The sequence below is a fragment of the Nonomuraea sp. C10 genome (genome assembly GCF_008017515.1).
In the GTDB taxonomy this organism is placed as follows: domain Bacteria; phylum Actinomycetota; class Actinomycetes; order Streptosporangiales; family Streptosporangiaceae; genus Nonomuraea; species Nonomuraea ferruginea.
In genome coordinates this window covers 496,886-518,563 of record NZ_VPFF01000001.1, presented here as the reverse complement: position 1 = coordinate 518,563, position 21,678 = coordinate 496,886, and the positions used below count along the sequence as shown (strand labels likewise).

General features: G+C 70.6%; 23 protein-coding genes. 10 read left to right on the top strand and 13 right to left on the bottom strand.

All coding sequences use genetic code 11. The annotated features are described in order from the left end of the window. Positions 1–21: 21 nt before the first annotated feature. The 4 genes from FR742_RS02455 to FR742_RS02440 are packed head-to-tail and all read right to left on the bottom strand — an operon-like array spanning position 22 to position 3,900. The gene (locus tag FR742_RS02455) at positions 22–1,050 is read right to left on the bottom strand and encodes a sugar ABC transporter substrate-binding protein (protein ID WP_148029395.1); all 1,029 of its coding nucleotides are present in this window, start codon (positions 1,048–1,050) and stop codon (positions 22–24) included. Positions 1,051–1,058: 8 nt separating this feature from the next. Further along, a complete protein-coding gene (locus tag FR742_RS02450) occupies positions 1,059–1,802 on the bottom strand; it encodes an SDR family NAD(P)-dependent oxidoreductase (protein ID WP_261808320.1) in 744 nt (247 codons plus the stop codon). After that, positions 1,799–3,106, bottom strand: a complete 1,308-nt coding sequence (locus FR742_RS02445; RefSeq protein ID WP_148029394.1) for an L-fuconate dehydratase — start codon at positions 3,104–3,106, stop codon at positions 1,799–1,801. The genes FR742_RS02450 and FR742_RS02445 overlap by 4 nt, the downstream gene beginning before the upstream one ends. Then, the gene (locus tag FR742_RS02440; RefSeq protein ID WP_315970588.1) at positions 3,103–3,900 is read right to left on the bottom strand and encodes a fumarylacetoacetate hydrolase family protein; all 798 of its coding nucleotides are present in this window, start codon (positions 3,898–3,900) and stop codon (positions 3,103–3,105) included. Before FR742_RS02440 ends, FR742_RS02445 begins: the two co-directional genes overlap by 4 nt. A gap of 353 nt (positions 3,901–4,253) precedes the next feature. Here FR742_RS02440 and FR742_RS02435 point away from each other — a divergent pair, with 353 nt between their 5' ends. After that, positions 4,254–5,438, top strand: a complete 1,185-nt coding sequence (locus FR742_RS02435) for a cytochrome P450 (protein WP_222708818.1) — start codon at positions 4,254–4,256, stop codon at positions 5,436–5,438. Positions 5,439–5,551: 113 nt separating this feature from the next. Beyond that, positions 5,552–7,147 (top strand): AAA family ATPase, encoded by a 1,596-nt coding sequence (locus FR742_RS02430; RefSeq protein WP_222708817.1) that lies wholly within the window; start codon positions 5,552–5,554, stop codon positions 7,145–7,147. 27 nt (positions 7,148–7,174) lie between these two features. On the opposite strand, the gene FR742_RS02425 is transcribed toward FR742_RS02430, so the two are convergent. From FR742_RS02425 to FR742_RS02410, 4 genes are all read right to left on the bottom strand, one after another. After that, complete coding sequence (locus FR742_RS02425; protein WP_148029391.1) at positions 7,175–8,131, bottom strand: hypothetical protein; 957 nt, start codon at positions 8,129–8,131, stop codon at positions 7,175–7,177. Positions 8,132–8,212: 81 nt separating this feature from the next. Continuing rightward, positions 8,213–8,617: a DUF2000 family protein gene (locus FR742_RS02420; RefSeq protein WP_148029390.1), complete on the bottom strand. Its 405-nt coding sequence runs from the start codon at positions 8,615–8,617 to the stop codon at positions 8,213–8,215. 51 nt (positions 8,618–8,668) lie between these two features. Further along, positions 8,669–9,490, bottom strand: a complete 822-nt coding sequence (locus tag FR742_RS02415; RefSeq protein WP_148029389.1) for an SRPBCC family protein — start codon at positions 9,488–9,490, stop codon at positions 8,669–8,671. Next, positions 9,487–10,041, bottom strand: a complete 555-nt coding sequence (locus FR742_RS02410) for a helix-turn-helix domain-containing protein (RefSeq protein WP_148029388.1) — start codon at positions 10,039–10,041, stop codon at positions 9,487–9,489. The genes FR742_RS02415 and FR742_RS02410 overlap by 4 nt, the downstream gene beginning before the upstream one ends. A gap of 52 nt (positions 10,042–10,093) precedes the next feature. Between FR742_RS02410 and FR742_RS02405 the strand changes: the two genes are divergently transcribed. Continuing rightward, the gene (locus FR742_RS02405) at positions 10,094–10,906 is read left to right on the top strand and encodes an AraC family transcriptional regulator (protein WP_261808319.1); all 813 of its coding nucleotides are present in this window, start codon (positions 10,094–10,096) and stop codon (positions 10,904–10,906) included. A gap of 4 nt (positions 10,907–10,910) precedes the next feature. Here FR742_RS02405 and FR742_RS02400 read toward each other — a convergent pair whose 3' ends face one another. Beyond that, positions 10,911–11,936, bottom strand: coding sequence for a GDP-mannose 4,6-dehydratase (locus FR742_RS02400; RefSeq protein WP_148029387.1), 1,026 nt, complete (start codon positions 11,934–11,936; stop codon positions 10,911–10,913). A gap of 213 nt (positions 11,937–12,149) precedes the next feature. Between FR742_RS02400 and FR742_RS02395 the strand changes: the two genes are divergently transcribed. From FR742_RS02395 to FR742_RS02380, 4 genes are all read left to right on the top strand, one after another. After that, complete coding sequence (locus FR742_RS02395; protein ID WP_372452505.1) at positions 12,150–13,391, top strand: glycosyltransferase family 4 protein; 1,242 nt, start codon at positions 12,150–12,152, stop codon at positions 13,389–13,391. A 31-nt stretch (positions 13,392–13,422) separates the two neighbouring features. Next, on the top strand, positions 13,423–14,139 hold the full coding sequence (locus FR742_RS02390; RefSeq protein WP_148029385.1) for a class I SAM-dependent methyltransferase: 717 nt from the start codon (positions 13,423–13,425) through the stop codon (positions 14,137–14,139). Next, on the top strand, positions 14,136–15,176 hold the full coding sequence (locus tag FR742_RS02385) for a prenyltransferase (protein ID WP_148029384.1): 1,041 nt from the start codon (positions 14,136–14,138) through the stop codon (positions 15,174–15,176). Before FR742_RS02390 ends, FR742_RS02385 begins: the two co-directional genes overlap by 4 nt. 140 nt (positions 15,177–15,316) lie before the next feature. Beyond that, positions 15,317–16,288, top strand: a complete 972-nt coding sequence (locus FR742_RS02380) for a DUF1702 family protein (RefSeq protein ID WP_187280960.1) — start codon at positions 15,317–15,319, stop codon at positions 16,286–16,288. Between the two features lie 9 nt (positions 16,289–16,297). Here the strand turns inward: FR742_RS02380 and FR742_RS02375 are convergent, their stop codons facing one another. Further along, the gene (locus FR742_RS02375; protein WP_187280959.1) at positions 16,298–16,933 is read right to left on the bottom strand and encodes a class I SAM-dependent methyltransferase; all 636 of its coding nucleotides are present in this window, start codon (positions 16,931–16,933) and stop codon (positions 16,298–16,300) included. Between the two features lie 78 nt (positions 16,934–17,011). On the opposite strand from FR742_RS02375, the gene FR742_RS02370 reads away from it, so the two are divergent. The 3 genes from FR742_RS02370 to FR742_RS02360 are packed head-to-tail and all read left to right on the top strand — an operon-like array spanning position 17,012 to position 18,756. After that, a complete protein-coding gene (locus FR742_RS02370) occupies positions 17,012–17,467 on the top strand; it encodes a pyridoxamine 5'-phosphate oxidase family protein (protein WP_148029382.1) in 456 nt (151 codons plus the stop codon). Then, positions 17,464–17,655, top strand: coding sequence for a ferredoxin (locus FR742_RS02365; protein WP_148029381.1), 192 nt, complete (start codon positions 17,464–17,466; stop codon positions 17,653–17,655). The genes FR742_RS02370 and FR742_RS02365 overlap by 4 nt, the downstream gene beginning before the upstream one ends. Before the next feature lie 15 nt (positions 17,656–17,670). Continuing rightward, complete coding sequence (locus FR742_RS02360; protein ID WP_148029380.1) at positions 17,671–18,756, top strand: Zn-dependent alcohol dehydrogenase; 1,086 nt, start codon at positions 17,671–17,673, stop codon at positions 18,754–18,756. A 62-nt stretch (positions 18,757–18,818) separates the two neighbouring features. Here the strand turns inward: FR742_RS02360 and FR742_RS02355 are convergent, their stop codons facing one another. From FR742_RS02355 to FR742_RS02345, 3 genes are all read right to left on the bottom strand, one after another. After that, positions 18,819–19,415: a hypothetical protein gene (locus FR742_RS02355; protein WP_148029379.1), complete on the bottom strand. Its 597-nt coding sequence runs from the start codon at positions 19,413–19,415 to the stop codon at positions 18,819–18,821. Positions 19,416–19,525: 110 nt separating this feature from the next. Then, positions 19,526–20,533 (bottom strand): sugar phosphate isomerase/epimerase, encoded by a 1,008-nt coding sequence (locus FR742_RS02350; protein ID WP_148034296.1) that lies wholly within the window; start codon positions 20,531–20,533, stop codon positions 19,526–19,528. Beyond that, positions 20,530–21,678 carry a Gfo/Idh/MocA family protein gene (locus FR742_RS02345; protein ID WP_187280958.1) on the bottom strand — a complete coding sequence of 383 codons (1,149 nt, stop codon included), beginning with the start codon at positions 21,676–21,678 and terminating at the stop codon, positions 20,530–20,532. The genes FR742_RS02350 and FR742_RS02345 overlap by 4 nt, the downstream gene beginning before the upstream one ends.

The following is a 21,678-nucleotide window of genomic DNA, read 5'->3' as shown; positions in this document are numbered from 1 at the left end:
GGGCTTCAACGTGATAAGTCATCACTTGACCTGATTGCCCCAGAGGGTCTGGTCCTCGACGTTGTCCTTGGTGACCAGCGGCGCGGGAAGCTGGTCCTCAAGGCCGTTCGGCAGCTCGATGATCGTGCTGTCGTGGTCCGTCGCGCCCGGCTCGAACGTCTTGCCCTCCAGCGCCGCCTTGGCGTAGTAGAGGGCGTACTTCGCGTACAGGTCGGCCGGCTGCGAGATGGTGGCGTCGATCTCGCCCTTGCGGATCGCCTCGAACTCCTGCGGGATGCCGTCGTTGGAGATAACGACCACGTGCTCGGGGTCGTCGGGCGGCAGCAGCAGGCCCTTCTGCTTGAGCACCTGCAGCGTCGGGGCCAGGTGCACGCCGCCCGCGTGCATGTAGACGCCCTTGACGTCGGGGTGCTGCTCCAGCCGGGTCTGCAGCATGGACGCGGCCTTGCTGCCCTCCCACTCGGTGGGCTCGTCGAAGACCGTGATGCCGGGGAACTTGGTCTTCATGCACTCGCCGAACGCCTCGGCCCTGTCGCGCCCGTTGATCGAGCTGAGCGCGCCCATGAGCTGCACGACCTTGCCCTTGCCGCCGAGCCGCTCGCCGAGGAACTCGCAGGACTTGGTGCCGTAGGCGCGGTTGTCGGCCCGTACCACCATGTAGACCTTGCCCTTGTCGGGGCGGGTGTCGACGGTGACGACCGGGATGTTCTTGTTCTCCAGGTTCTGCAAGGTGCTGGCGATGGCGCCGGTGTCCTGCGGGGCCATGACGATCGCCTTGGCGCCCTGGCCGATCAGTGCCTGCACGTTGTTGACCAGCTTGGCCACGTCGTTCTGCGAGTTCGTGGCCGGCATCAGCTCGACGCCGAGCTCACCCGCCATCTCGGGGACGTACTTGATGTAGGAGTTCCAGAAGTCGGAGTCGGCGCGCGGGTGGTCGATGCCGACCTTGCCGCCTTCCCCTCCCGCTGCCGGGGTCGTGGTGGCGTCCGAACCGCACGCGGCGAGGGCGGCGACGAGGGCCGCGCAGGCGGCCAGCGGCTTGAGCTTCATCAGGGGGGTTACCTTTCTGGATGGTGCGGGCGGAGCCTCAGCCCCTGCATGCCGCCGTCCACGGCCAGGGCCGTGCCGGTGGTGGAGCCGGACTCGGGGCCGGCCAGATACGCGATGGCGGCGGCGACCTCCTCGGCGCTGACCAGGCGGCCCATCGGCTGCCTTGCTTCCAGCGCCGCCCGCTCGGCCGCAGGGTCGTCGGCGGCGTCGAGCAGCCGGGCGACCCAGGGGGTGTCGGCGGTGCCCGGGTTGACGCAGTTGACGCGGATGCCCTCGTGGATGTGGTCGGCGGCCATCGCCAGCGTGAGCGACAGCACCGCGCCTTTGGTCGCGCTGTAGAGGGCCCGCACGGGCAGGCCGGCGGTGGCCGCGATCGAGCACGTGTTGACGATCGAAGCATGCTCCGACCTGCGCAGGTACGGCAGCGCGGCCCGGCTGACGCGGACCATGCCGAACACGTTCACCTCGAACACCCGGCGCCACTCCTCGTCCGGGTTGTCCTCGACCGTGCCCTGGGCGCCGATGCCGGCGTTGTTGACGAGCACGTCGACGCCGCCGAGCCGGTCGGCCGCCTCGGCGACGGCCCGGCGCACCGCGGCGTCGTCGGCGACGTCGGCCGCGATGCCGATCAGCGGCTCGCCGGGCGGGTTCAGGTCGAGGCAGGCGACCTTCATGCCCCGCCCGGCGAGCAGGGTGGCGGTGGCCAGGCCGATGCCGGAACCGCCGCCGGTCACGATGGCTCTCAGGTTCACGTGTTCCTCCAGACGTCTCCGCCGGGGTAGGTGTGGGCCGCGATCGACTCGGCGTGCATCTCGGAGCTGAAGCCGGGCGCCGACGGGGCTCGGTAGCGGCCGTTCTCGATCACCACCGGGTCGGTGAAGTGCTCGTGCAGGTGGTCGACGTACTCGATCACCCGGTTCTCCATGGTCCCGGTGACGCTCACGTAGTCGAACATCGACAGGTGCTGCACCAGCTCGCACAGGCCCACGCCGCCGGCGTGCGGGCACACCGGTACCCCGAACCTGGCCGCGAGCAGCAGGATCGCGATGTTCTCGTTGACGCCGCCGACCCGGGCGGAGTCGATCTGCAGGTACGAGATCGCGCCGGCCTGCAGCAGCTGCTTGAACACGACGCGGTTCTGCACGTGCTCGCCGGTGGCGACCGGGACGGGTTTGATGCCTTCGGCGATGGCGGCGTGGCCGAGCACGTCGTCGGGGCTGGTCGGCTCCTCCACCCAGTGCGGGCCGAACGGCTTGAGCGCGGTCACCCACTCGATGGCGGAGGCGACGTCCCAGCGCTGGTTGGCGTCGACGGCGATGGGATAGTCGGGGCCGCACACCTCGCGGGCCACGGTGAAGCGGCGCACGTCGTCGGCGAGGTCGGCGCCGACCTTGAGCTTGATCTGGCCGAAGCCCTGGTCGAGCGCCTCCTGGCAGAGCCGGCGCAGCTTGTCGTCGTCGTAGCCGAGCCAGCCGGGCGAGGTGGTGTAGGCGGGGTAGCCGGCGCTCTTGAGGTGCTCGATGCGCTCCCGCTTCCCGCTCTCCGCATTTTTCAAGATCTGGAGGGCCTCGGCCGGCGTGAGCGCGTCGCTCAGATACCGGAAGTCGACGAGCTCGACGATCTCCTCCGGCGTCATCTCGGCCAGCAGCAGCCAGAGCGGCTTGCCCGCCCGCTTGGCCTTGAGGTCCCACAGGGCGTTGACCACGGCGGAGATCGCCATGTGCATGACGCCCTTCTCCGGCCCCAGCCAGCGCAGCTGCGAGTCGTAGACCATCTCCTTGTAGAGCGCGCCCAGGTCCTCGGCGTCGCGGCCGATCACGTACGACTCCAGCGCCGAGATGGCGCCGGTCTGCACGTCGTTGCCGCGCCCGATGGTGAACGCGAACCCGTGCCCGGCGTACCCGTCGTCGGTCCTGAGCACCACGTAGGCGGCCGAGTAGTCGGGGTCGGGGTTCATCGCGTCGGAGCCGTCGAGCTCCCGCGAGGTCGGGAAACGCACGTCGTGCGTCTCCATCGCGACGATCCGGTACGAGCCCGCGCCCTGTGTCGTCGTCATGCCTGACCCACCGTCTGTCGCTGCCGGCCGAGGCCCTCGATCTCCAGCTCCACGACGTCACCGGCCCGGAGGTAGGGCTGGCCGGGCATGCCCATGGCAACCCCGGCCGGGGTGCCGGTGTTGATGAGGTCGCCGGGCTCCAGCACCATGAAGTGGCTCAGATAGCGGACGATCTCCGCCACGTCGAAGATCATGTCCTTGGTGGAGCCGTCCTGCCGCTGCTCGCCGTTCACCCAGAGCCGGAGCGCCAGGTCCTGCGGGTCGCCGACCTCGTCGGCCGTCACCAGCCAGGGGCCGAGCGGGTTGAAGGTCTCGCACGACTTGCCCTTGTCCCACTGGCCGCCCCGTTCGAGCTGGAACTCCCGCTCGGACACGTCGTTGGCCACCGCGTACCCCGCCACCGCGTCGAGGGCCTCCTCCCGCGACTCCAGGTAGCGGGCGTGCCTGCCGATCACGACGGCCAGCTCGACCTCCCAGTCGGTCTTCACGCTGCCGCGCGGCACCAGCACCTCGTCGTACGGCCCGACCATGGTGTCGCTCGCCTTCATGAAGACGACGGGCTCGGCGGGCGGCTCGGCGCCGGACTCGGCGGCGTGGTCGCGGTAGTTCAGCCCGATGCACACGATCTTCCCCGGCCGGGCGACGGGGGCGCCGACGCGCAGGCCCCCGGCGTCGGCGACGGGCAGCGTGCCGCGCTCCAGGGCCTCCCGCACGCGCGCCACTCCGCCGGAGGCGAGGAAGGCGCCGTCGATGTCGGGCTCCCCGATGTCGCGGAGGTTACCGTCGGCATCCATCACCACCGGTCGTTCCTGGCCTACGGGTCCTACTCGCAGCAGCTTCACACCGCGTCCTTCAGTCATACATCGGATGTCTCGCCTCCCGATGCTGAAGGCGGCCTCGGGTGCGTGTCAAGAGCCTCACGCTGGTTAAATCCGATCCGTGACCTGAGGGTCCGGACCGCCGTGCTCTGACTGCCCGCCGCACGGAACAGGAGAAACATCGGAGGACATCACGGGCTTACGCGCAGGTGAAACAGCCCTTACAGGTTGACCGGCCGCTTTCCCGCCAACTTGACGGCCGTACAGACGCGTAATAGAACCCGTTTCAGCAGGGTTTCGCGAAGTGTTCGATCAAGAGGGTGAGCCGGGTGCACATCGACCTCGTAGACCAGGACCGTTACGCTGACGCGGGTCCCCCGCACGAGCAGCTCGCCTGGCTCCGGGAGCACGATCCGGTTCACTGGCACGAGGGCGAGCCGGGATTCTGGGCCGTCACCCGCCACGAGGACGTGGTGCACGTCTCGCGCCACTCTGAGCTGTTCTCGTCGGCACGGAAGCTGGCCCTGTTCAACGAGATGCCCGAGGAGCAGCGGGCGCTGCAACGCATGATGATGCTCAACCAGGACCCGCCCGAGCACACCCGCCGCCGCTCCCTGGTCAACCGCGGCTTCACGCCGCGTGCCATCGGCGCACTCGAACAACACATCCGCGACATCTGCGACGACCTGCTGGACCAGCTCGGCACCGAGGCCGACTTCGTCACGGAGGTCGCCGCTCCCTTGCCGCTCTACGTGATCTGCGAGCTCCTCGGCGCCCCCGTCGAGGACCGTGACAAGATCTTCAACTGGTCCAACCGCATGATCGGCGCCCAGGACCCCGACTACGCCGCCTTCCCGGAGGAAGGCAGCGCCGCCGCCGCCGAGGTGTACGCCTACGCCAACGAGCTGGCGGCCAAGCGCCGCGCCAACCCGCGCGAGGACATCGTCACCAAGCTCCTGCAGACGGACGAGAACGGCGAGACGCTGTCGGAGGACGAGTTCGACCTGTTCGTCCTCCTGCTGGTGGTGGCCGGCAACGAGACCACCCGCAACGCGGCCTCCGGCGGCATGCTCGCCCTGTTCGAGCACCCCGGCCAGTGGGACCGTCTGGTCGCCGACCCGTCTCTGGCCGCCACGGCCGCCGACGAGATCGTCCGCTGGGTCTCCCCCGTCAACCTCTTCCGCCGCACCTCCACCAGGGACCAGACGCTCGGCGGCAAGACCATCAAGGAGGACGACAAGGTCGTCGTCTTCTACTCCTCCGCCAACCGCGACACCTCGATCTTCCCGGACGCCGACGTCTTCGACATCGGCCGCAACCCCAACCCGCACATCGGCTTCGGCGGCGGCGGCGCCCACTTCTGCCTGGGCAACCACCTGGCCAAGCTGGAGCTCCGGGTCCTCTTCGAGCAGCTCGCCCGGCGCCACCCCCGCCTCCGCCAGACCGGCCCTGCCCGCCGCCTGCGCTCCAACTTCATCAACGGCATCAAGGAGCTCCCGGTCGCCATGAGCTGACGACGTCGCATCCGTCCGACCTCGACCGGCGGGCGCGGCCGGGGTCGGACGCCGACCTCGAAGTCCTCGCCGAACGGAGGCCGCTCCCACAGAGATGGTGACAGTATGTGACCATGCGAACGCCCCCAGCGAAATCCTTCAACACCGCCGGTCCGTGCGACCCGCGCCTCCATTACATGCTGCCGCCCACGCCGCGGCTTCCCGAGGCACGGACGCTGATCGACATGGACCGGTACTTCGTGGTCCACGCGCCCCGGCAGACCGGTAAGACGACCGCGCTGGAAGCCCTGGCATCCGAGCTGACCGCAGAGGGCGACATCGCCGCCCTGATGTTCTCCTGCGAGCGCGCCAAGTCGGCCGGTGACGACTACGCGGCGGCGGAGGAGATCCTGCTGAAGTCCCTCCGCCAGGCCGCCGAGTGGTCGGGATGGCCGGAGGAACTGCTGCCACCGGATTCTTGGCCGCAGGCTCCGGCGGGCACCAGGTTCGATTCGGCGCTGACCGAGTGGTGCCGCCGCAGCCCGCGCCGGGTGGTGCTGCTCATGGACGAGGTCGACGGCCTGCAGGGCAACAGCATGATCAGCATTCTCAGTCAGCTCCGTGACGGGCACAACGCGCGGCCGAAGGGGCGTCCGTTCCCCGCGTCCGTGGTGCTGTGCGGGCTGCGCGACGTGCGTGACTACAAGGTCGCCTGCGGCGGCGACGCCGACCGGTCGAACCCGATCAGCCCGTTCAACATCGTCACCAAGTCCCTGCGCCTGGGCGACTTCACCGCCGGCCAGATCGGCGAACTGTACGAACAGCACACGGAGGCGACCGGACAGGAGTTCACCAAGGACGCCGTCGACCGGGCCTTCGAGCTGACCCAAGGACAGCCATGGCTGGTCAACGCCCTCGCCCACGAGATCATCGTGGAGATGGGGGTGACCGATGCCGTCACCGTCGCGCGGGTGGATGAGGCCAAGGAGCGGCTGATCCGGGCGCGGGCCATGCACCTGGACTCCCTGATGGCGCGGTTGCACGAGCCCCGGGTCAAGCGGGTGATGGAACCGATCGTGGCCGGCGACCTCTACACCGACTCCGCCTTGTCCGACGATCTGTCCTACGTCCGTGACCTGGGGCTGATCAAGCAGAAACCCCCGCTGGAGGTGGCCAACCCGATCTACCGGGAGGTCATCCTGCGCGTGCTGGGCGATTCGTCGCAACAGAACGTGCGCGCGGACCCGCGGAGTTTCGTGCTGCCGGACGGCCGGTTCGACCTGCCCCGGCTGCTGGAGGAGTTCGTGGTCTTCTGGCGCGAGCACGGCGAGGTGCTCATCCGTCAGGAGAACTACCACGAGGCCGCCTGCCAGATCATCCTCATGGCCTTCCTGCACCGCCTGGTCAACGGCGGAGGCTATCTCGATCGCGAGTACGCCGCCGGCACCAAACGCCTGGACGTACTCGTCCGCTGGCCCTACACCGGCCCGGACGGCGAACGCCTGATGCAGCGCGAGGCGATGGAGCTGAAGGTCTGGCGAGCCGGCAAGGACGACCCCCTCTCCGACGGCCTCGCCCAGCTCGACGGGTACCTGGACCGGCTCAGCCTCACCACCGGCGTCCTGGTGATCTTCGACCGGCGGCCCGAGGCCGCGCCGTGGAACCAGCGAGGCACGTTCGAGCAGGCGACCACATCGTCCGGCCGCCAGGTCACCGTTCTCCGTGGATGACCCCGAACGCGCCACGTAAAGGGGGTTCTACCCGTACGACCTGCCGCGGCGGGAGGTGCGGGGGCGGCGGGTGGCGCGGATGCGGGCGAGGATCCGCACCATGCCCTCGGGGCCCGGCTGCCACCCGCGCTCGATCAGGGCGTTGGCCACGGCCTCCAGGAGGTCGGCGGCCCGGCCGGGGATGACGTCGGGGCCCGCGACGACGATCCGCCAGCCGAGGCCGCGCAGCTCCTCCCGGCGCGACTCGTCGTGGCGGCGGTCGGCGGGGGTGGTGTGATGCTCGCGGCCGTCGTATTCGACCGCCACCTTGTAGGCCTCCCACCCGAGGTCCAGGCAGGCGTGGCGGCCTCCGGGGAGAGTGACGCGGAGCTGCGGAGCGGGTCTGGGCAGCCCGCAGTCGGCGAGCATCATCCTCAGCAGGCTCTCCCTCGGGGACGCGGCCCGCCGGTCGGCGAGGGTGAGCACGTCACGGGCGCGGCCGGAAAGGGTGCGGTGCCACAGCGGGCCCAGGTCGACGCCCCGGCGCAGGAACTGGTCAAGCACCACCACCGCCTCGGCCCTGGGCAGCCAGTGGGCGCAGTCGAAGGCGGTCCTGGCGGGGGTGGTGACGCGAATGCCTGCATGGTGGGTGACGTCGCCGGCGAGCAGGGCCGCCGGATAGGTGACGCAGCCGGGGGCGTCCAGCCCTTCCGGGGTGATCAGCTCCAGGGGTTGCAGCGTGCCGAGGGGGTGCGACGTCTCCACGCCCCAGACGCGTGCCGCGCTCGCCCGGCACACCACGGCCTCGGGAATCGCCCGCGTGACCCGCCGGGCCTGGACCAGCAGGAGGACCCGTTCGCGCTCCCCTGCCCGCTTGCGCTCCTTCTGCGGGACCGGCTGAACCGCCGGGCCGAAACGGGGCTGCGGCTCCCGTGGCCTCCAGGAAGCATCGTCAGACTCACCGTGAGTACGGTCCCCGGGGCCAGACGATGTGGAGGCGGTCATGGGTTCAGGGTGCACCCGGTGGCCCGCGCGAGCGGGAGGTGAGCGGGGTTCTGTGGATGGGCGACGGCCGTCCACAGGACGTCACGGGTGCAGGTGGAGGCCCTTGAGGGTTTTGTCCACGGCGTTCTTGGGGCCGTACACCGCCAGGCCGACGAGCTGCAGGTCCGGCGCCGCCACCGCGCGCACGGCGGCGCGGTTGGCGTCGTCGTGGCCCGTCTTGAACATCTCCTCGATGTAGACCGCCACACGCAACCCCCGCGCCACGGCCTTCTCACGGACCGAGGCGAGCGAGCCGGCCGTGTAGACGAGCACCGGCTGGCGGAACATCGGCAGGTAAGCGTTGCCCGACCCATCCTCGTACGGCTCCCCGATCGTCTCCGGCGCGCCGCCGGCCACGGCGCTCGCGAGGAAGGCGGTGACGTTCAGTTTCTGCCAGGTGGCCAGGTCGTCGCGGACCACGATGCCGATCTTCGTGTCGAAACGCATGGCGTCCAGGCTGCCGTCACCGCCCCCTCGGGGTCTTGAACGCTGGTGCGGCTATCCGGCCAGCACCGGCTGCCAGCCGGGCACCTCGTGGAAGCGGCGCAGCTCGGCCAGGCCGGCGAGGTTGCCTCCCCAGGCGGCGAAGGGCGGGCGGTCGAAGCCGCTCTGGATCATGGTGAGCCGGGTCTTGCCGCCGGTGCCCTCCAGCTCCCAGGTGCCGACGCCGGTGGCGCCCCAGTCGACGCTGACCTTGCGGTCGGTCTCCAGCTCAAGGATCTTGGCCGGGTGGGGGTTGTTCTCGATCCCGCCCATCGCGAACCGCCCGCCGACGTGCGGCTCGATCTCGATCGGGTAGCCGAACCAGCGGGTGGCGGACTCGGAGTCGATCAGCGAGTGGAAGACCTGCTCCGGGGACGCGTCGACCAGGACCGAGGCGCGCAGGTCGCCGGTGGCGGTGAAGTCGATCTTCGGGGTGAGCTCGCGGCCTTCGAAGTGCTCGGCCAGGTTGGTCAGCGCCAGGCACCAGTACGTCTGCAGCACTCCCCTGATCGAGCTCTCCGCCAGCGCCTCCTCCATGCTGAAGTGGCTCTGCTCGACCGTGACGACCGTGGTCTCGGGTCCCTCCTCCTCCAGCCGGAGCTCGGTGGTCGTCTCGACGCCGTCCAGCGTCCAGGCGAACCGGACCGTACGGTCGTCGGCGTGCAGCAGCCGCTGGTGCGGCGCGTCGCCCTCGGGGGTGTGGCGGCCCCAGAAGGCGTAGCGGTCGGGCAGCTCCACCTCGGCGTGCTCGGCGAGCCAGACGCGCAGCGCGGCGGGGTCGGTGAGGGCGTGCCGGACCTCCTTGACCGGGGCCTGCACGCGGGCACGAATGATCATGGGCTCTCTCCCTTGGGGTAACAGGCGAGGGCGAGCTTGAAGGCGTCGCCTTCGGCTCCCCCATAGCGCGTGAACAGGTCCCGCATCACGGTCTGCAGGTCGTCGAGGAACTCCTGCCGCTGCTCCGGCCGTACGTGGATCTCGCCGGACAGGCCGATGGACGGCAGCTCCGGGGCGGTCCGGTCGAGCGCGGCGATGTCGGCCTGGACCTCCTCCATGAGGTCGAGCAGGTAACCGAGGCTGAGCTCGTCGCGTGCCCTGGTCAGCCCGATGCGGCCCACGAGGCGCGGCGACAGCCAGTAGGAGCGGGCGCCGGCCTGGTAGATGCCCTCGCTGATGCCGCGCACCTTGCGCTCGGCCACCTGGTCGACCAGCCCCGCGTCCACCAGCCGCTTGACGTGGTAATAGACCCGCTGCGGGGTCTGACCGAGCCGGGCCGCGACCTCGCTGCAGGTGCGCGGCTCGGCGAGCTGCCGCAGCACCTCGACACGCTGCGGCTTGAGCAGCGCCTCGGCCTGCTCGATCTCTTCCAGATACAGGACTTCTCTCATCGCAAAAATCATCCTTTACATAAAAACACTGTTTGTCAATAGAATCGGAGGCGTGGCACGTGAATGGTCCCGCTACTGGAGGTCTCCCGACCGGCCGATCGAGGCCATGCACGCCCACTTCGCGCGCCACGTCTACCACCGGCACAGCCACGAGACCTACTCGTTCGGCATGACCGAGGACGGCGCGCAGTCGTTCACCTGCCGGGGGTCGGCGCACACGAGCACCCCGGGCATGGTCATGGCCTTCAACCCCGACGACCCGCACGACGGCCGGCCCACCGACGCCCTCGGCTTCACCTACCGCATCGTCCATCTCGGCCCCGGCCTGATGTCGGAGGTGCTCGACGACCTGGCGGGCCGCCGCACGGGCCTGCCGCTGTTCGCGGAGCCGGTGGTGCACGACCCGGCGCTCGCCGCCGCCCTGCGCGCGCTGCACGCGGCCCTGCTCGGCGGCGCGCCCGCGCTGCGCCGCGACGAGCTGCTCGCCGACACGGTCAGGGCGCTGGTACGGCGCGCGGCCACCGGCCCGGTCACCGTGGCGGGCGGCTCCGGCGGGGTGGCGGCCAGGGTCAGGGCGGTGCTGCGTGACCGCCCGCTCGACGACGTGACGGCCGACGACCTGGCCAGGGAGGCGGGCACCAGCAGGTTCGCCGTCTACCGGGCGTTCCGCGCCGCCTACGGGATGGCGCCCAGCGACTACCAGCGCCTGCTCAGGCTGCGGGAGGCGCGACGGCTGATCGCGGGCGGGACCCCGATCGGCGAGGTGGCGGCGCTCACCGGGTTCGCCGACCAGAGCCATCTGACGCGCTGGTTCGGCCGCTGCTTCGGGCTCACCCCCGCCGCCTACCGCGCCGCCGCCCTGTGACCCGTCACGGCCAGGAGGACTCCTGGTCGGGGTCGCCGCCGTCGGTCAGCAGCCGCAGGTCCGACTCGACCATCATCGCCACCAGCTCGTCGAACGACACCGTCGGCTCCCAGCCGAGCTGCACCCTGGCCTTCTTCGGGTCCGCGCACAGCAGGTCGACCTCGGCGGGCCGGTGCAGCGCCTGGTCGGTGACCACGTACCGCTCCCAGTCGAGCCCCGCCGCCGCGAACGCGGCCTCGGCCAGCTCCCTGACGGACTTCATCCGCCCGGTGCCTATCACGTAGTCCTCGGGCTTATCGGCCTGGAGCATGAGGTGCATGGCGCGCACGTAGTCGCCGGCGAACCCCCAGTCGCGCCGCGCCTCCAGGTTGCCCAGCCGCAGCTCGCCGGCCAGGCCGAGCTTGATGCGGGCCACCCCGAGCGAGACCTTGCGGGTGACGAACTCGGCCCCGCGCCGGGGCGACTCGTGGTTGAACAGGATGCCGGAGACCGCGAACATCCCGTACGACTCGCGATAGTTCTGCGTGAGGAAGTGCCCGTACGTCTTGGCGACCCCGTACGGCGAGCGCGGGTGGAAACCGGTGCTCTCGTTCTGCGGGGTCTCGCCGACCTGGCCGAACATCTCCGAGGAGGAGGCCTGGTAGAAGCGGATCTGCCCGCCCGACGGACGCCCGCCGCGTGAGACGCCGGAGCACACCCGGATGGCCTCCAGGACGCGCAGCACGCCCATCCCGGTGACCTCGGCCGTCAGCTCGGCCTGCTCCCACGACATCGGCACGAAGGAGATCGCGCCGAGGTTGTAGACCTCGTCCGGCTGAACGCGTTCCACCGCGGAGATCAGCGAGCCCTGGTCGAGCAGGTCGCCCCTGACGAGGTGGACGTCGGCCAGAAGCTTGCGGATGCGCGACACGCGCGGGTTGGCCTGGCCGCGGGCCAGCCCCCATACCTCGTAGCCCTGATCGAGCAGGTGCTCCGCCAGATAGGAACCGTCCTGGCCGGTGATGCCGGTGATCAGAGCGCGCCTGGCCAAGGGTCCTCCAACTCTCGCCTACCCGGGGAATACTATCTAGAACACGTTCCACCGAACAACGCTCGGTCAGGCTAATGCCGCAGTTCGCACGGCTTGTCCGTGTGACTGTGAACCATTCCAGATGACCTACCGAATGGTAGCCTTCTCGGACTAAGGTCATCTTTCACGGTACACGCCCGCGTTCCGGGCCTACCGGCGGAGAAAGGGGTGTCCGTGAGCACGGACTCGCTGCGGATCGCGCTGCTGTCCTACCGCAGCAAGCCCACCTGCGGCGGCCAGGGCGTCTACCTCCGCCACCTGAGCCGCGAGCTGGTCGCGCTCGGCCACCACGTCGAGGTGTTCTCCGGCCAGCCGTACCCCGAGCTCGACGAGGGCGTCATCCTGCGGAAGGTGCCCAGCCTCGACCTCTACCGCGACGAGGACCCGTTCCGCACCCCCAGACTCGGCGAGTACCGCGACTGGATCGACCTCCTGGAGGTCGGCACCATGTGGACCGCGGGCTTCCCCGAGCCGCTCACCTTCACCCTGCGCGCCCACCGCGAGCTGAAGAAGCGCGTCGGCGACTTCGACGTGGTGCAGGACAACCAGACCCTCGGCTACGGCCTGCTCGGCATCCAGAAGCTGTTCCCGGTGGTCGGCACCATCCACCACCCGATCAGCGTGGACCGGCGCATCGAGCTGGAGGCCGCCCAGGGCGTCAAGAAGCTGACCATGCGCCGCTGGTACGGGTTCGTGAAGATGCAGGCCAAGGTGGCCCCCCGGCTGAACCCGATCCTGACAGTCAGCGAGTCGTCGCTGGCCGACATCCACCGCGACTTCAACGTGCCGCAGGCCAACATGCGCCTGATCCCGCTCGGCGTCGACACCCGCTACTTCCACCCGCGCCCGGACAAGCCCCGCCGCAAAGGCTCGATCGTGGCCGTGGCCAGCGCCGACTCCCCGATGAAAGGGGTCGCCACGCTGCTGCGGGCCGTCGCCAAGCTGGCCACCGAGCGCGACGTCAACCTGACCGTGGTGAGCCGGCCGACCCCCGGCGGGCCCACCGAGCAACTCGTGCAGGAGCTGTCGCTGCAGGACCGGGTCCGGTTCGTCCACGGGATCTCCGACGACGAGCTGGGCGAGCTGATCGCCACCTCGGAGATCTCCGTCGTCCCCTCGCTGTACGAAGGGTTCTCGCTGCCCGCCGTCGAGCACATGGCCTGCGGCACGCCGCTGGTGGCCAGCCGTACGGGGGCGCTGCCCGAGGTCGTGGGCGACGCCGCGGTCCAGGTGTCGCCGGGCGACGCCGAGGAACTGGCCGCGGTGCTGCGCCGGCTGCACGACTCGCCGGAGGAGCGCGAGCGGGTGGGCCGGGCCGGCTACGACCGGGTCATGGAGCGCTACACCTGGCACGTGGTCGCCAAGAAGACCGTCGAGGCCTACCGGGAGGCCATCGCCGCCCGCCGGTCCCGCTGATCGCCCGTCCGAAGACAGGAGAACGTTTCTCGTGCTGACCGTCGACTTCGACCGGCTGCCCGTGGGCCCTGGGGTGCGCGTGCTCGACCTGGGGTGCGGCGGTGGCCGGCACGCCTTCGAGGTGCTGCGCCGCGGCGCGAACGTGGTCGCCTTCGACATGGACCAGACCGAGCTGGACAGCGTGGCGGCGATGTTCGCGGCGATGGACAAGGCGGGCGAGGTGCCCGGCGGGGGCACCGGCGAGACCGTCCAGGGCACCGCGCTCGACATGCCGTTCGAGGACGCGAGCTTCGACCGCGTGATCGCCGCCGAGGTGCTGGAGCACATCCCGGACGACATGACGGCGATGCGGGAGATCTTCCGGGTGCTGAGGCCCGGCGGCACGGCCGCGATCACGGTGCCGAGCTTCCTGCCCGAGCGCATCTGCTGGGCGCTGGACGAGGACTACCACACGGCCCCCGGCGGGCACGTGCGCATCTACACGCTGGCCGAGCTGTCGGCCAAGCTGAAGTCCACCGGGTTCGTCATCGGCCCGCACCACCACGCCCACGGCCTGCACGCCCCCTACTGGTGGATCAAGTGCGCCGTCGGCGTCAACAACGACGACAACCCGCTGGCGAAGGCGTACCACGAGCTGCTCGTGTGGGACATCATGAAGCGCCCTCCCGCCACCAGGATCGCCGAGGCTCTGCTGAACCCGATCATCGGCAAGAGCGTCGTGCTCTACGTGCGGAAGCCCGAGGCGTGATCTCGCGCGAGCAGGTCGTACAGACGGCCGAGAGCATCGCGGCCATCCAGCAGGACGACGGGGGCGTGCCCTGGCCCGAAGGACACGTCGACGCGTGGAACCACATCGAGTGCCTGATGGCCATGGCCGTCGCCGGGCTGCGCGAGCCGGTCGAGCGGGGCTACGCCTGGCTGGCGGCGCACCAGCGCGAGGACGGCTCCTGGCCGATGAAGGTGGTCGGCGACGCCGCGGTGGAGCGCGGCGGCGAGTCCAACCACGCCGCCTACATCGCGGTCGGGCTCTGGCACCACTGGCTGGTGACCGGCGAGCGGGCCTTCGCCGAGGAGCGCTGGCCGATGGCCAAGGCGGCGCTCGACTACGTGGCGGGGCTGCAGACCGAGCGCGGCGAGATCGTCTGGGAGCGCGACGCGCACGGCCGGTCGGCCACCTACGCGCTGCTGACCGGCTGCGCCTCCATCCACCAGGGGCTGCGCTGCGGGGTGCTGCTGGCCGACCGCCTGGGCGACCCGCAGCCGCACTGGGAGCTGGCCGCCGACCGGCTGGCGCACGTGCTCGCCGCGCACCCGGAGGCGTTCGCCGACAAGAGCCGCTACTCGATGGACTGGTACTACCCCGTGCTCGGCGGCGCGGTGCGCGGCCAGGCCGCCTTCGAGCTGCTGGAGCGGGAGTGGGGCACGTTCGTGGTCCCCGGGCTCGGCATCCGCTGCGTGTCGGACCAGCCGTGGGTGACCGGCGCGGAGACGTGCGAGCTGGCGCTGGCCCTGGACGCGCTGGGCGACCGTGACCGCGCGGTCGCGCTCTTCGCCGACATGCAGCACCTGCGGCACGAGGACGGCTCGTACTGGACGGGCTGGCAGTTCGCCAACCGCAAGCACTTCCCGTACGAGCGTTCCGGCTACACGTCCGCGGCCGTGATCCTGGCCGCGGACGCCCTGCAGGGGCTCACCGGCGGGGGCGGGATCTTCCGCGACACCGCCGCGCCGTCCGGCCTCACCGGCCGCCCGGAGCTGTGCGGCTGTACGCCCGCGCGGGCGTGACGCGCAAGCGGTTTTGCCGCGTCTTTGCGCGCGAGGCCCGTGCGGCTCCGTGAAAGCGCCCAATGCGGTTACTAGCTTCGGGAGCGACCGTACGAGGCGTCTTCGGGGGAAGCGTGGGCGACACGGGCACGACATCGTTCTTGGAGCACGCCGGAACCGAGCCGGTGGCGAGCCCGGCCCGAGGATGGCGGCGGCTGCTGTCGAGGGATCCGAGCGAATCGGACCTGAGCAGGCGGAGGTTCCGGCTCACCCGGCCGGCCTCCAGGGCCGTCATCGAAGGCGCGGAGAAGTCCTACCTCACCGGCTTCAACGCGGTCGTCTCACGGAATGTCGAACGGATCGAGGACATCTCCCGTGATCAGCTGGCCTTCGCCTACGAAGGGGCGGGGGCCGCGTGCGCGGTGCTCGATCTGGTCACCCTGACCCGGGGCCGGCGCCTTCGCGAGCTACTGGCCGGCCCCGCCGCGCACCACGCGTTCGCCGCCCATCTGGGCGCCGGCCGCGGCTACGCCATGCTGCGGATGCGGCCGGTGCGCGCCGCCCGGCGGGCCCACCCGCTGCTGCGCTGGCTGGCGCTCGACGGGTTCGGGTTCCAGTGGAGCATGGCGCGGGCCGACCGGATGGTGGGCGAGCGGGCCATGCCCGACCTGCTGTCGCGGGCCCACTGCGCGCTGTTCGACCAGGGGCTGGGGCGGCTGCTCTGGTATCACGACTGCGCCTCGCCCGACGACGTGGCGGCCAGGATCGCCGCCTATCCGGTGGCGCGGCGGGCGGCGCTGTGGAGCGGCGTGGGCTTCGCCGCCGCCTACACCGGCGGCGCGGAGGCCGACGAGCTGTGGTGGCTGACCGAGCACGCGGGCGCCGACGGCTTCCGCTCCCACCTGGCGCAGGGCTGCGCGTTCGCCGCGACGGCAAGGGCACAGGCGGGGCACCTGCCGGACCACGTGGCGCAGGCGGCGCCGATCCTGGCGGGCGGCACGGCCGAGGAGGCCGTCGCCTGGGCCGACCGGGCGCTGCTGACCCTCCCGGACGACCCGTGCGGCCACGAGGAGTTCCTCGCCTGGCAGGCGCACACCCGCCGCCTCTGGCTGCGCCGCCACCAGCCGGCCTGACCCGGCGCGCTAGATGCCGTCGGCGACGCGTTCCAGGACGCGCAGCGAGCCCGTCACGCCGACCTCGGCGAACGCCCCGGACTCCAGCGCCCGCAGGTAGACGCGGTAGGGCGCCTGGCCGCCGTCGGCGGGGTCGGGGTAGATGTCGTGGAAGACGAGCGCCCCGCCGGGCATGACGTGCGGCGCCCAGCCCTCGTAGTCGCGGGTCACCGGCTCCTCGGAGTGGCCGCCGTCGATGAACAGCATGCCGAGCGGCGTCGTCCACAGCTTCGCCACCCGGTCCGAGTGCCCGACGATCGCGATCACCTCGTCCTCCAGCCCGGCGGCCGCGATCGTGGCGCGGAACGTCGGCAGGGAGTCCATCTTGCCGAAGCGCAGGTCGACCAGCGTCGGGTCGTGGTGCGCCCAGCCGGGCTGGATCTCCTCGGAGCCGCGGTGGTGGTCGACGGTGACGACCACGGAGCCGGCCTCGCGGGCGGCGGCGCCGAGATAGATCGCCGACTTGCCGCAGTAGGTGCCGATCTCGCAGATCGGCCCGCGGGTCCCGTACGTCCGAGCCACCTCGTACAGGGCCAGGCCCTCCTGCGCGGGCATGAACCCCTTGGCGTGCTCAGCTGCGTAGAGCAGCGCGGGCGGCATCGTCATGCCCAGCACCCTAACGGCACCGAATCTTATTCGGGCGACCCCTTGCCCGCCATTATGCAACCTGTTCTACTTGGCAGCGTGAATCAGCGCGCTCGCATCTCCATGTCCGAGGAAGAGGTCGCCGCGTTCCTGGAAGCGGGACGTAAGCTCCAGCTGGCCACCATCAACGCCGACGGCACGCCCCACCTCGTGACCATGTTCTACGGCCTGGACGACAAGGGCAGGATCACGTTCTGGACGTACGCCAAGTCGCAGAAGGCGCTCAACCTGGCCCGCGATCCGCGGGTGAGCTGCCTGGTCGAGCTGGGCGACGACTACAGCGAGCTGCGCGGGGTGCTGGTGTACGGGCGGGTCACGCCGCAGGACAGCCCTGAGGACGTGCTCGACGTCGGCATGCGGGTGGCCCGCCGGATGACTCCCGGCGTGGCCGACGAGCAGCTGCGTCCCTACGTGGAGCACACCGGGCGCAAGCGGCTCGCCTACGTGGTCGAGCCTGTCAAAGTGGTCTCATGGGATCACCGGAGAATCACGTGAAAGTCAGTGTCGACGAGCTGGTCTGCGAGGCCAACGCCGTCTGCATGGGCCTCGCGCCCGAGGTCTTCGAGCTGGATGACGACGACCAGCTCCACATCCTGCTCCCCGAACCACCCCCCGAGATGCTCGACCGCGTCCGCCACGCGGTGCGGTCCTGCCCCAAAGCCGCCCTCTCCCTTGAGGATTAGCCGGAGGAGGAAACCATGCGCGCAGCTCTCCTGCACGCCGTAGGCGACGACAAGCTGGACATCCGCGACGACATCACGCTGGCCCCCGTCGGGCCGGGTGACGTCCGCGTACGGATCAAGGCGACGGGCGTCTGCCATTCCGACCTGTCGGCCATGACCGGCGTGCTGCCGCAACCCGTGCCGCTGATCCCCGGCCATGAGGGCGCGGGCGAGGTGGTGGAGGTCGGCGAGCACGTCGGCTCGGTCCAGCCGGGCGACCACGTGGTGATCAGCTGGCGGCCGGCCTGCCAGGAGTGCGACCTGTGCCTGGGCGGCCAGCCCTTCCTGTGCATGAAGTACATCATCGAGTCGTTCACCAAGGGCAACTTCCGCTTCGGCGGCGGCACCACCGCCTTCGGCATGGCCGGCTGCGGCACCTGGGCCGAGGAGATCGTGGTCCCGTCGGTGGGCGTCGTGAAGATCGACCCCGAGGTGTCGTGGGAGGCGGCGGCGCTGATCGGCTGCGGCATCACCACCGGCGTGGGCGCCGCGATCAACACCGCCAGGGTGCGCCCCGGCTCGACGGTCGCGGTGATCGGCTGCGGCGGCGTCGGCCTGTCGGTGATCCAGGGCGCGCGCATCTCCGGCGCCCGCACGATCCTCGCGATCGACCCGCTGGAGTCCAAGCACGAGCTGGCCAAGAAGGTCGGCGCCACCCACGCGGTCACCCCCGAGGGCGTGCCGGGCGCGCTGGCCGAGCTCACCGGCGGCGCCGGCTTCGACTACGGCTTCGAGGTCGTCGGCAAGTCGGCCACCATCCAGTCGGCCTGGCAGATCACCCGCGCGGGCGGCGACGTGATCGTGGTCGGCGCGGGCGCGGCCGACGACATGGTCTCGATCTCCGCCTTCAGCCTGCTGTTCGAGGGCAAGAACCTGCTGTCGAGCCTGTACGGGGAAGCGGACGTCCGCCATGACTTCCCGTACTTCGCCAAGCTCTACAAGGCCGGGCAGCTCGACCTGGAGTCGCTGATCAGCTCCCGCATCAAGCTCGCCGACCTCAACGACGCGGTGGCCGCGCTGAAGAGCGGCGAGGTGCTGCGCCAGATCGTCATCATGGACTGATCGCGGTTTCGGTCGCCGGCGCCCGGGTGGATCGTCCCGGGCACCGGCGGCCGCAGGAGGTCTCAGCCATGGCCGTGGGTCGCGCCGGCCGGGCACTTCACGCTCGGGTTCCACTGCTCGAACATGCCCTTCGGATTCTCCTTGAAGATCCAGAGGTGCAGGTCGTAGTGGATGGGCATGCCGTCCACGTGCGGCCCCATCGGCCCCTGGAACTCGTGCCCGAGCAGCGTGGGCCGGTCGTCGACGGTCGCGATGCGCTGGTCCCTGTCGCGCTGGAAGTATTCGACAGCCCCCAGCTCCCGCCCGCCGTGGCCGTCGGGCACGTACACGAGGATCTCCGGACGCATCAGCTCGATTTTCGGGTCCTCGATGAGCCGCGTGTTGGCGTAGTGGTAGCCCATGCCGCCGAGCCGCTCACCGCCGGGCAGCGTGTACGGGAACTCCCAGCAATCGTCGGCCCTTTCGTACCCGTCCTGCTCGGCGACCTTCGGGTCCTTGTACTTCGCCGTCGCCTGGCGCAGCTGGTCGAGCCAGTCCGCCGGAGGGGTGTCACTCCGGTCCACGTCGACGCCCTCCGCCTGGGCCGTCGCCGCGGCGGGCAGGACGACGACGGACGTCGCGCATGCGGCGGCCAGGAGCATGGATGCGATTCTTCTCATGCCCTTGTTTGTCCGCTAACGCCCCTCGTGTCAAACACCGAGGGTTTCCAATTCTTCACTGACGGTCAGCGGCGGGCGAGGGCCTCGGGTCCGAGGCCCTCGCCCGATGGTCAGCCGCTGCTGAAGGCCGCGTCGAAGGCAGCCGTCGGCGGGGTGATCGAGTTCATGGTGCGGATGTACGACAGCGCCTCCCTGGCCCCGTCGAGCCGGTCCATCCCGGCGTCCTCCCACTCGATCGAGATCGGTCCCTCGTACCCGATGGAGTTCAGCGCGCGGAAGCAGTCTTCCCACGGCACGTCGCCGCGGCCGGTGGAGACGAAGTCCCAGCCGCGCCGCATGTCCGCCCACGGCAGGTGCGACGACAGGCGGCCGCGGCGGCCGTCGCCGACGCGGACGCGGGTGTCCTTGCAGTCGACGTGGTAGATGCGGTCGGCGAAGTCGAGGATGAACGCCACCGGGTCGAGGTCCTGCCACACCATGTGGGACGGGTCCCAGTTGAGCCCGAACGCGGGCCGGTGGCCGATGGCCTCCAGGGTGCGCACGGTGGTGTGGTAGTCGTAGGCGATCTCGCTCGGGTGCACCTCCAGCGCGAACCGCACGCCGACCTCGTCGAACACGTCCATGATCGGGTTCCACCGGTCGGCGAAGTCCTGGTAGCCGGCGTCCACCATGGAGGCGGGCACGGGCGGGAACATCGCGACGGTGTGCCAGATGGACGAGCCGGTGAAGCCGACGACGGTGTCGACGCCGAGCAGGGCGGCGGCCCTGGCGGTGTTCTTCATCTCCTCGGCGGCGGCCTGGCGCACCGACTCGGGGTCGCCGTTCCCCCAGATGCGGGCGGGCAGGATCGCCTTGTGCCGCGCGTCGATCGGGTGGTCGCAGACGGCCTGGCCCACGAGGTGGTGGGAGATGGTCCACACCTTCAGGCCGTGCTTGTCGAGCTGGGCGCGCTTCTGCTCGACGTACGACGGGTCGGAGACGGCCTGGGCGACGTCGAAGTGGTCGCCCGAGCAGGCGATCTCCAGTCCGTCGTAGCCCCATTCGGCGGCGAGCCGGCACACCTCCTCGAACGGCAGGTCGGCCCACTGGCCGGTGAACAGCGTGACGGGTCTCATCAGTCCTCCACGGTGGTGTAGCGGCTGCCGTCGGCCGCGCTGCGCTCGACGGCGGCGAGCACGCGCTGGACGCGCAGCCCGTCGGCGAACGACGGCGTGGGATCGGCGCCCTGGCCGATGGCCTCCAGGAAGTCCTTGATCTCGTGGGTGAACGTGTGCTCGTAGCCGAGGCCGTGGCCGGGCGGCCACCACGCGCCCACGTACGGATGGTCGGGTTCGGTGACGAGGATGCGCTCGAAGCCGCGCCCGCCGTCGCTGACCCACAGCTCGTTCATCGCCTCGAAGTCGAAGGCGAGGCTGCCGAGCGAGCCGTTGAGCTCGATCCGCAGCGCGTTCTTGCGGCCGGTGGCGAACCGGGTGGCCTCGAACGAGCCGAGCGCCCCGCCGGACAGCCGTCCGACGAACAGGGCGGCGTCGTCGACCGTGACGGCTCCCCTGCCGGAGCCGCCGCTGGCGGCCAGGCCCGCAGAGCCTTCGGCCAGCGGCCGCTCCTTGATGAACGTCTCGGTCAGCGCGGACACCCCGACGAGGTGCTGGCCGGCGATGAACTGGGCGGCGTCGATGATGTGCGCGCCGATGTCGCCGAGCGCGCCCGAGCCGGCCTTGTCCTTCCGCAGCCGCCACACCAGCGGGAAGTCCGGGTCGACGATCCAGTCCTGGAGGTACTGGGCGCGCACGTGGCGGATCTCGCCGAGCCGGCCCTCCTCCACCAGGCGGCGGGCCAGCGCGATGGCGGGCACCCGCCGGTAGTTGAACGCCACCATGCTCTTGCCGGTGGCCGAGGCGGCGGCCGCCGCCATGGCCTCGGCCTCGGGCACGGTGTTGGCGAGCGGCTTCTCACAGATGACGTGCTTGCCGGCGCGGAGTGCGGCGATGGCGATCTCGGCGTGCGTGTCGCCGGGCGTGCAGATGTCGACCACGTCGACGTCCGCCCGCCCGACCACCTCCCGCCAGTCGGTCACCGCCTCGTCCCAGCCCAGCCGCTCGGCCGCCGCCTCTGTGGCGTCCTTCGACCGGCCCGCGATGACCCGCATGCGGGGCGTGACGGGCAGGTCGAAGAAGGCGGCGACGTTGCGCCAGGCCTGGGAATGGACGCGGCCCATGAAGGCATAGCCGATCATGCCGACGCCGACGGTTCTGTCTGACAT

Coding starts and splice junctions, on each gene's coding strand:
- FR742_RS02440 (WP_315970588.1), bottom strand. CDS start 3,900: ATGGATGCCGACGGTAACCTCCGCGACATCGGGGAGCCCGACATCGAC.
- FR742_RS02430 (WP_222708817.1), top strand. CDS start 5,552: ATGCGAACGCCCCCAGCGAAATCCTTCAACACCGCCGGTCCGTGCGAC.
- FR742_RS02355 (WP_148029379.1), bottom strand. CDS start 19,415: ATGAGAAGAATCGCATCCATGCTCCTGGCCGCCGCATGCGCGACGTCC.
- FR742_RS02420 (WP_148029390.1), bottom strand. CDS start 8,617: ATGCGTTTCGACACGAAGATCGGCATCGTGGTCCGCGACGACCTGGCC.
- FR742_RS02410 (WP_148029388.1), bottom strand. CDS start 10,041: ATGAGAGAAGTCCTGTATCTGGAAGAGATCGAGCAGGCCGAGGCGCTG.
- FR742_RS02425 (WP_148029391.1), bottom strand. CDS start 8,131: ATGACCGCCTCCACATCGTCTGGCCCCGGGGACCGTACTCACGGTGAG.
- FR742_RS02360 (WP_148029380.1), top strand. CDS start 17,671: ATGCGCGCAGCTCTCCTGCACGCCGTAGGCGACGACAAGCTGGACATC.
- FR742_RS02455 (WP_148029395.1), bottom strand. CDS start 1,050: ATGAAGCTCAAGCCGCTGGCCGCCTGCGCGGCCCTCGTCGCCGCCCTC.
- FR742_RS02445 (WP_148029394.1), bottom strand. CDS start 3,106: ATGACGACGACACAGGGCGCGGGCTCGTACCGGATCGTCGCGATGGAG.
- FR742_RS02375 (WP_187280959.1), bottom strand. CDS start 16,933: ATGACGATGCCGCCCGCGCTGCTCTACGCAGCTGAGCACGCCAAGGGG.
- FR742_RS02345 (WP_187280958.1), bottom strand. CDS start 21,678: ATGTCAGACAGAACCGTCGGCGTCGGCATGATCGGCTATGCCTTCATG.
- FR742_RS02415 (WP_148029389.1), bottom strand. CDS start 9,490: ATGATCATTCGTGCCCGCGTGCAGGCCCCGGTCAAGGAGGTCCGGCAC.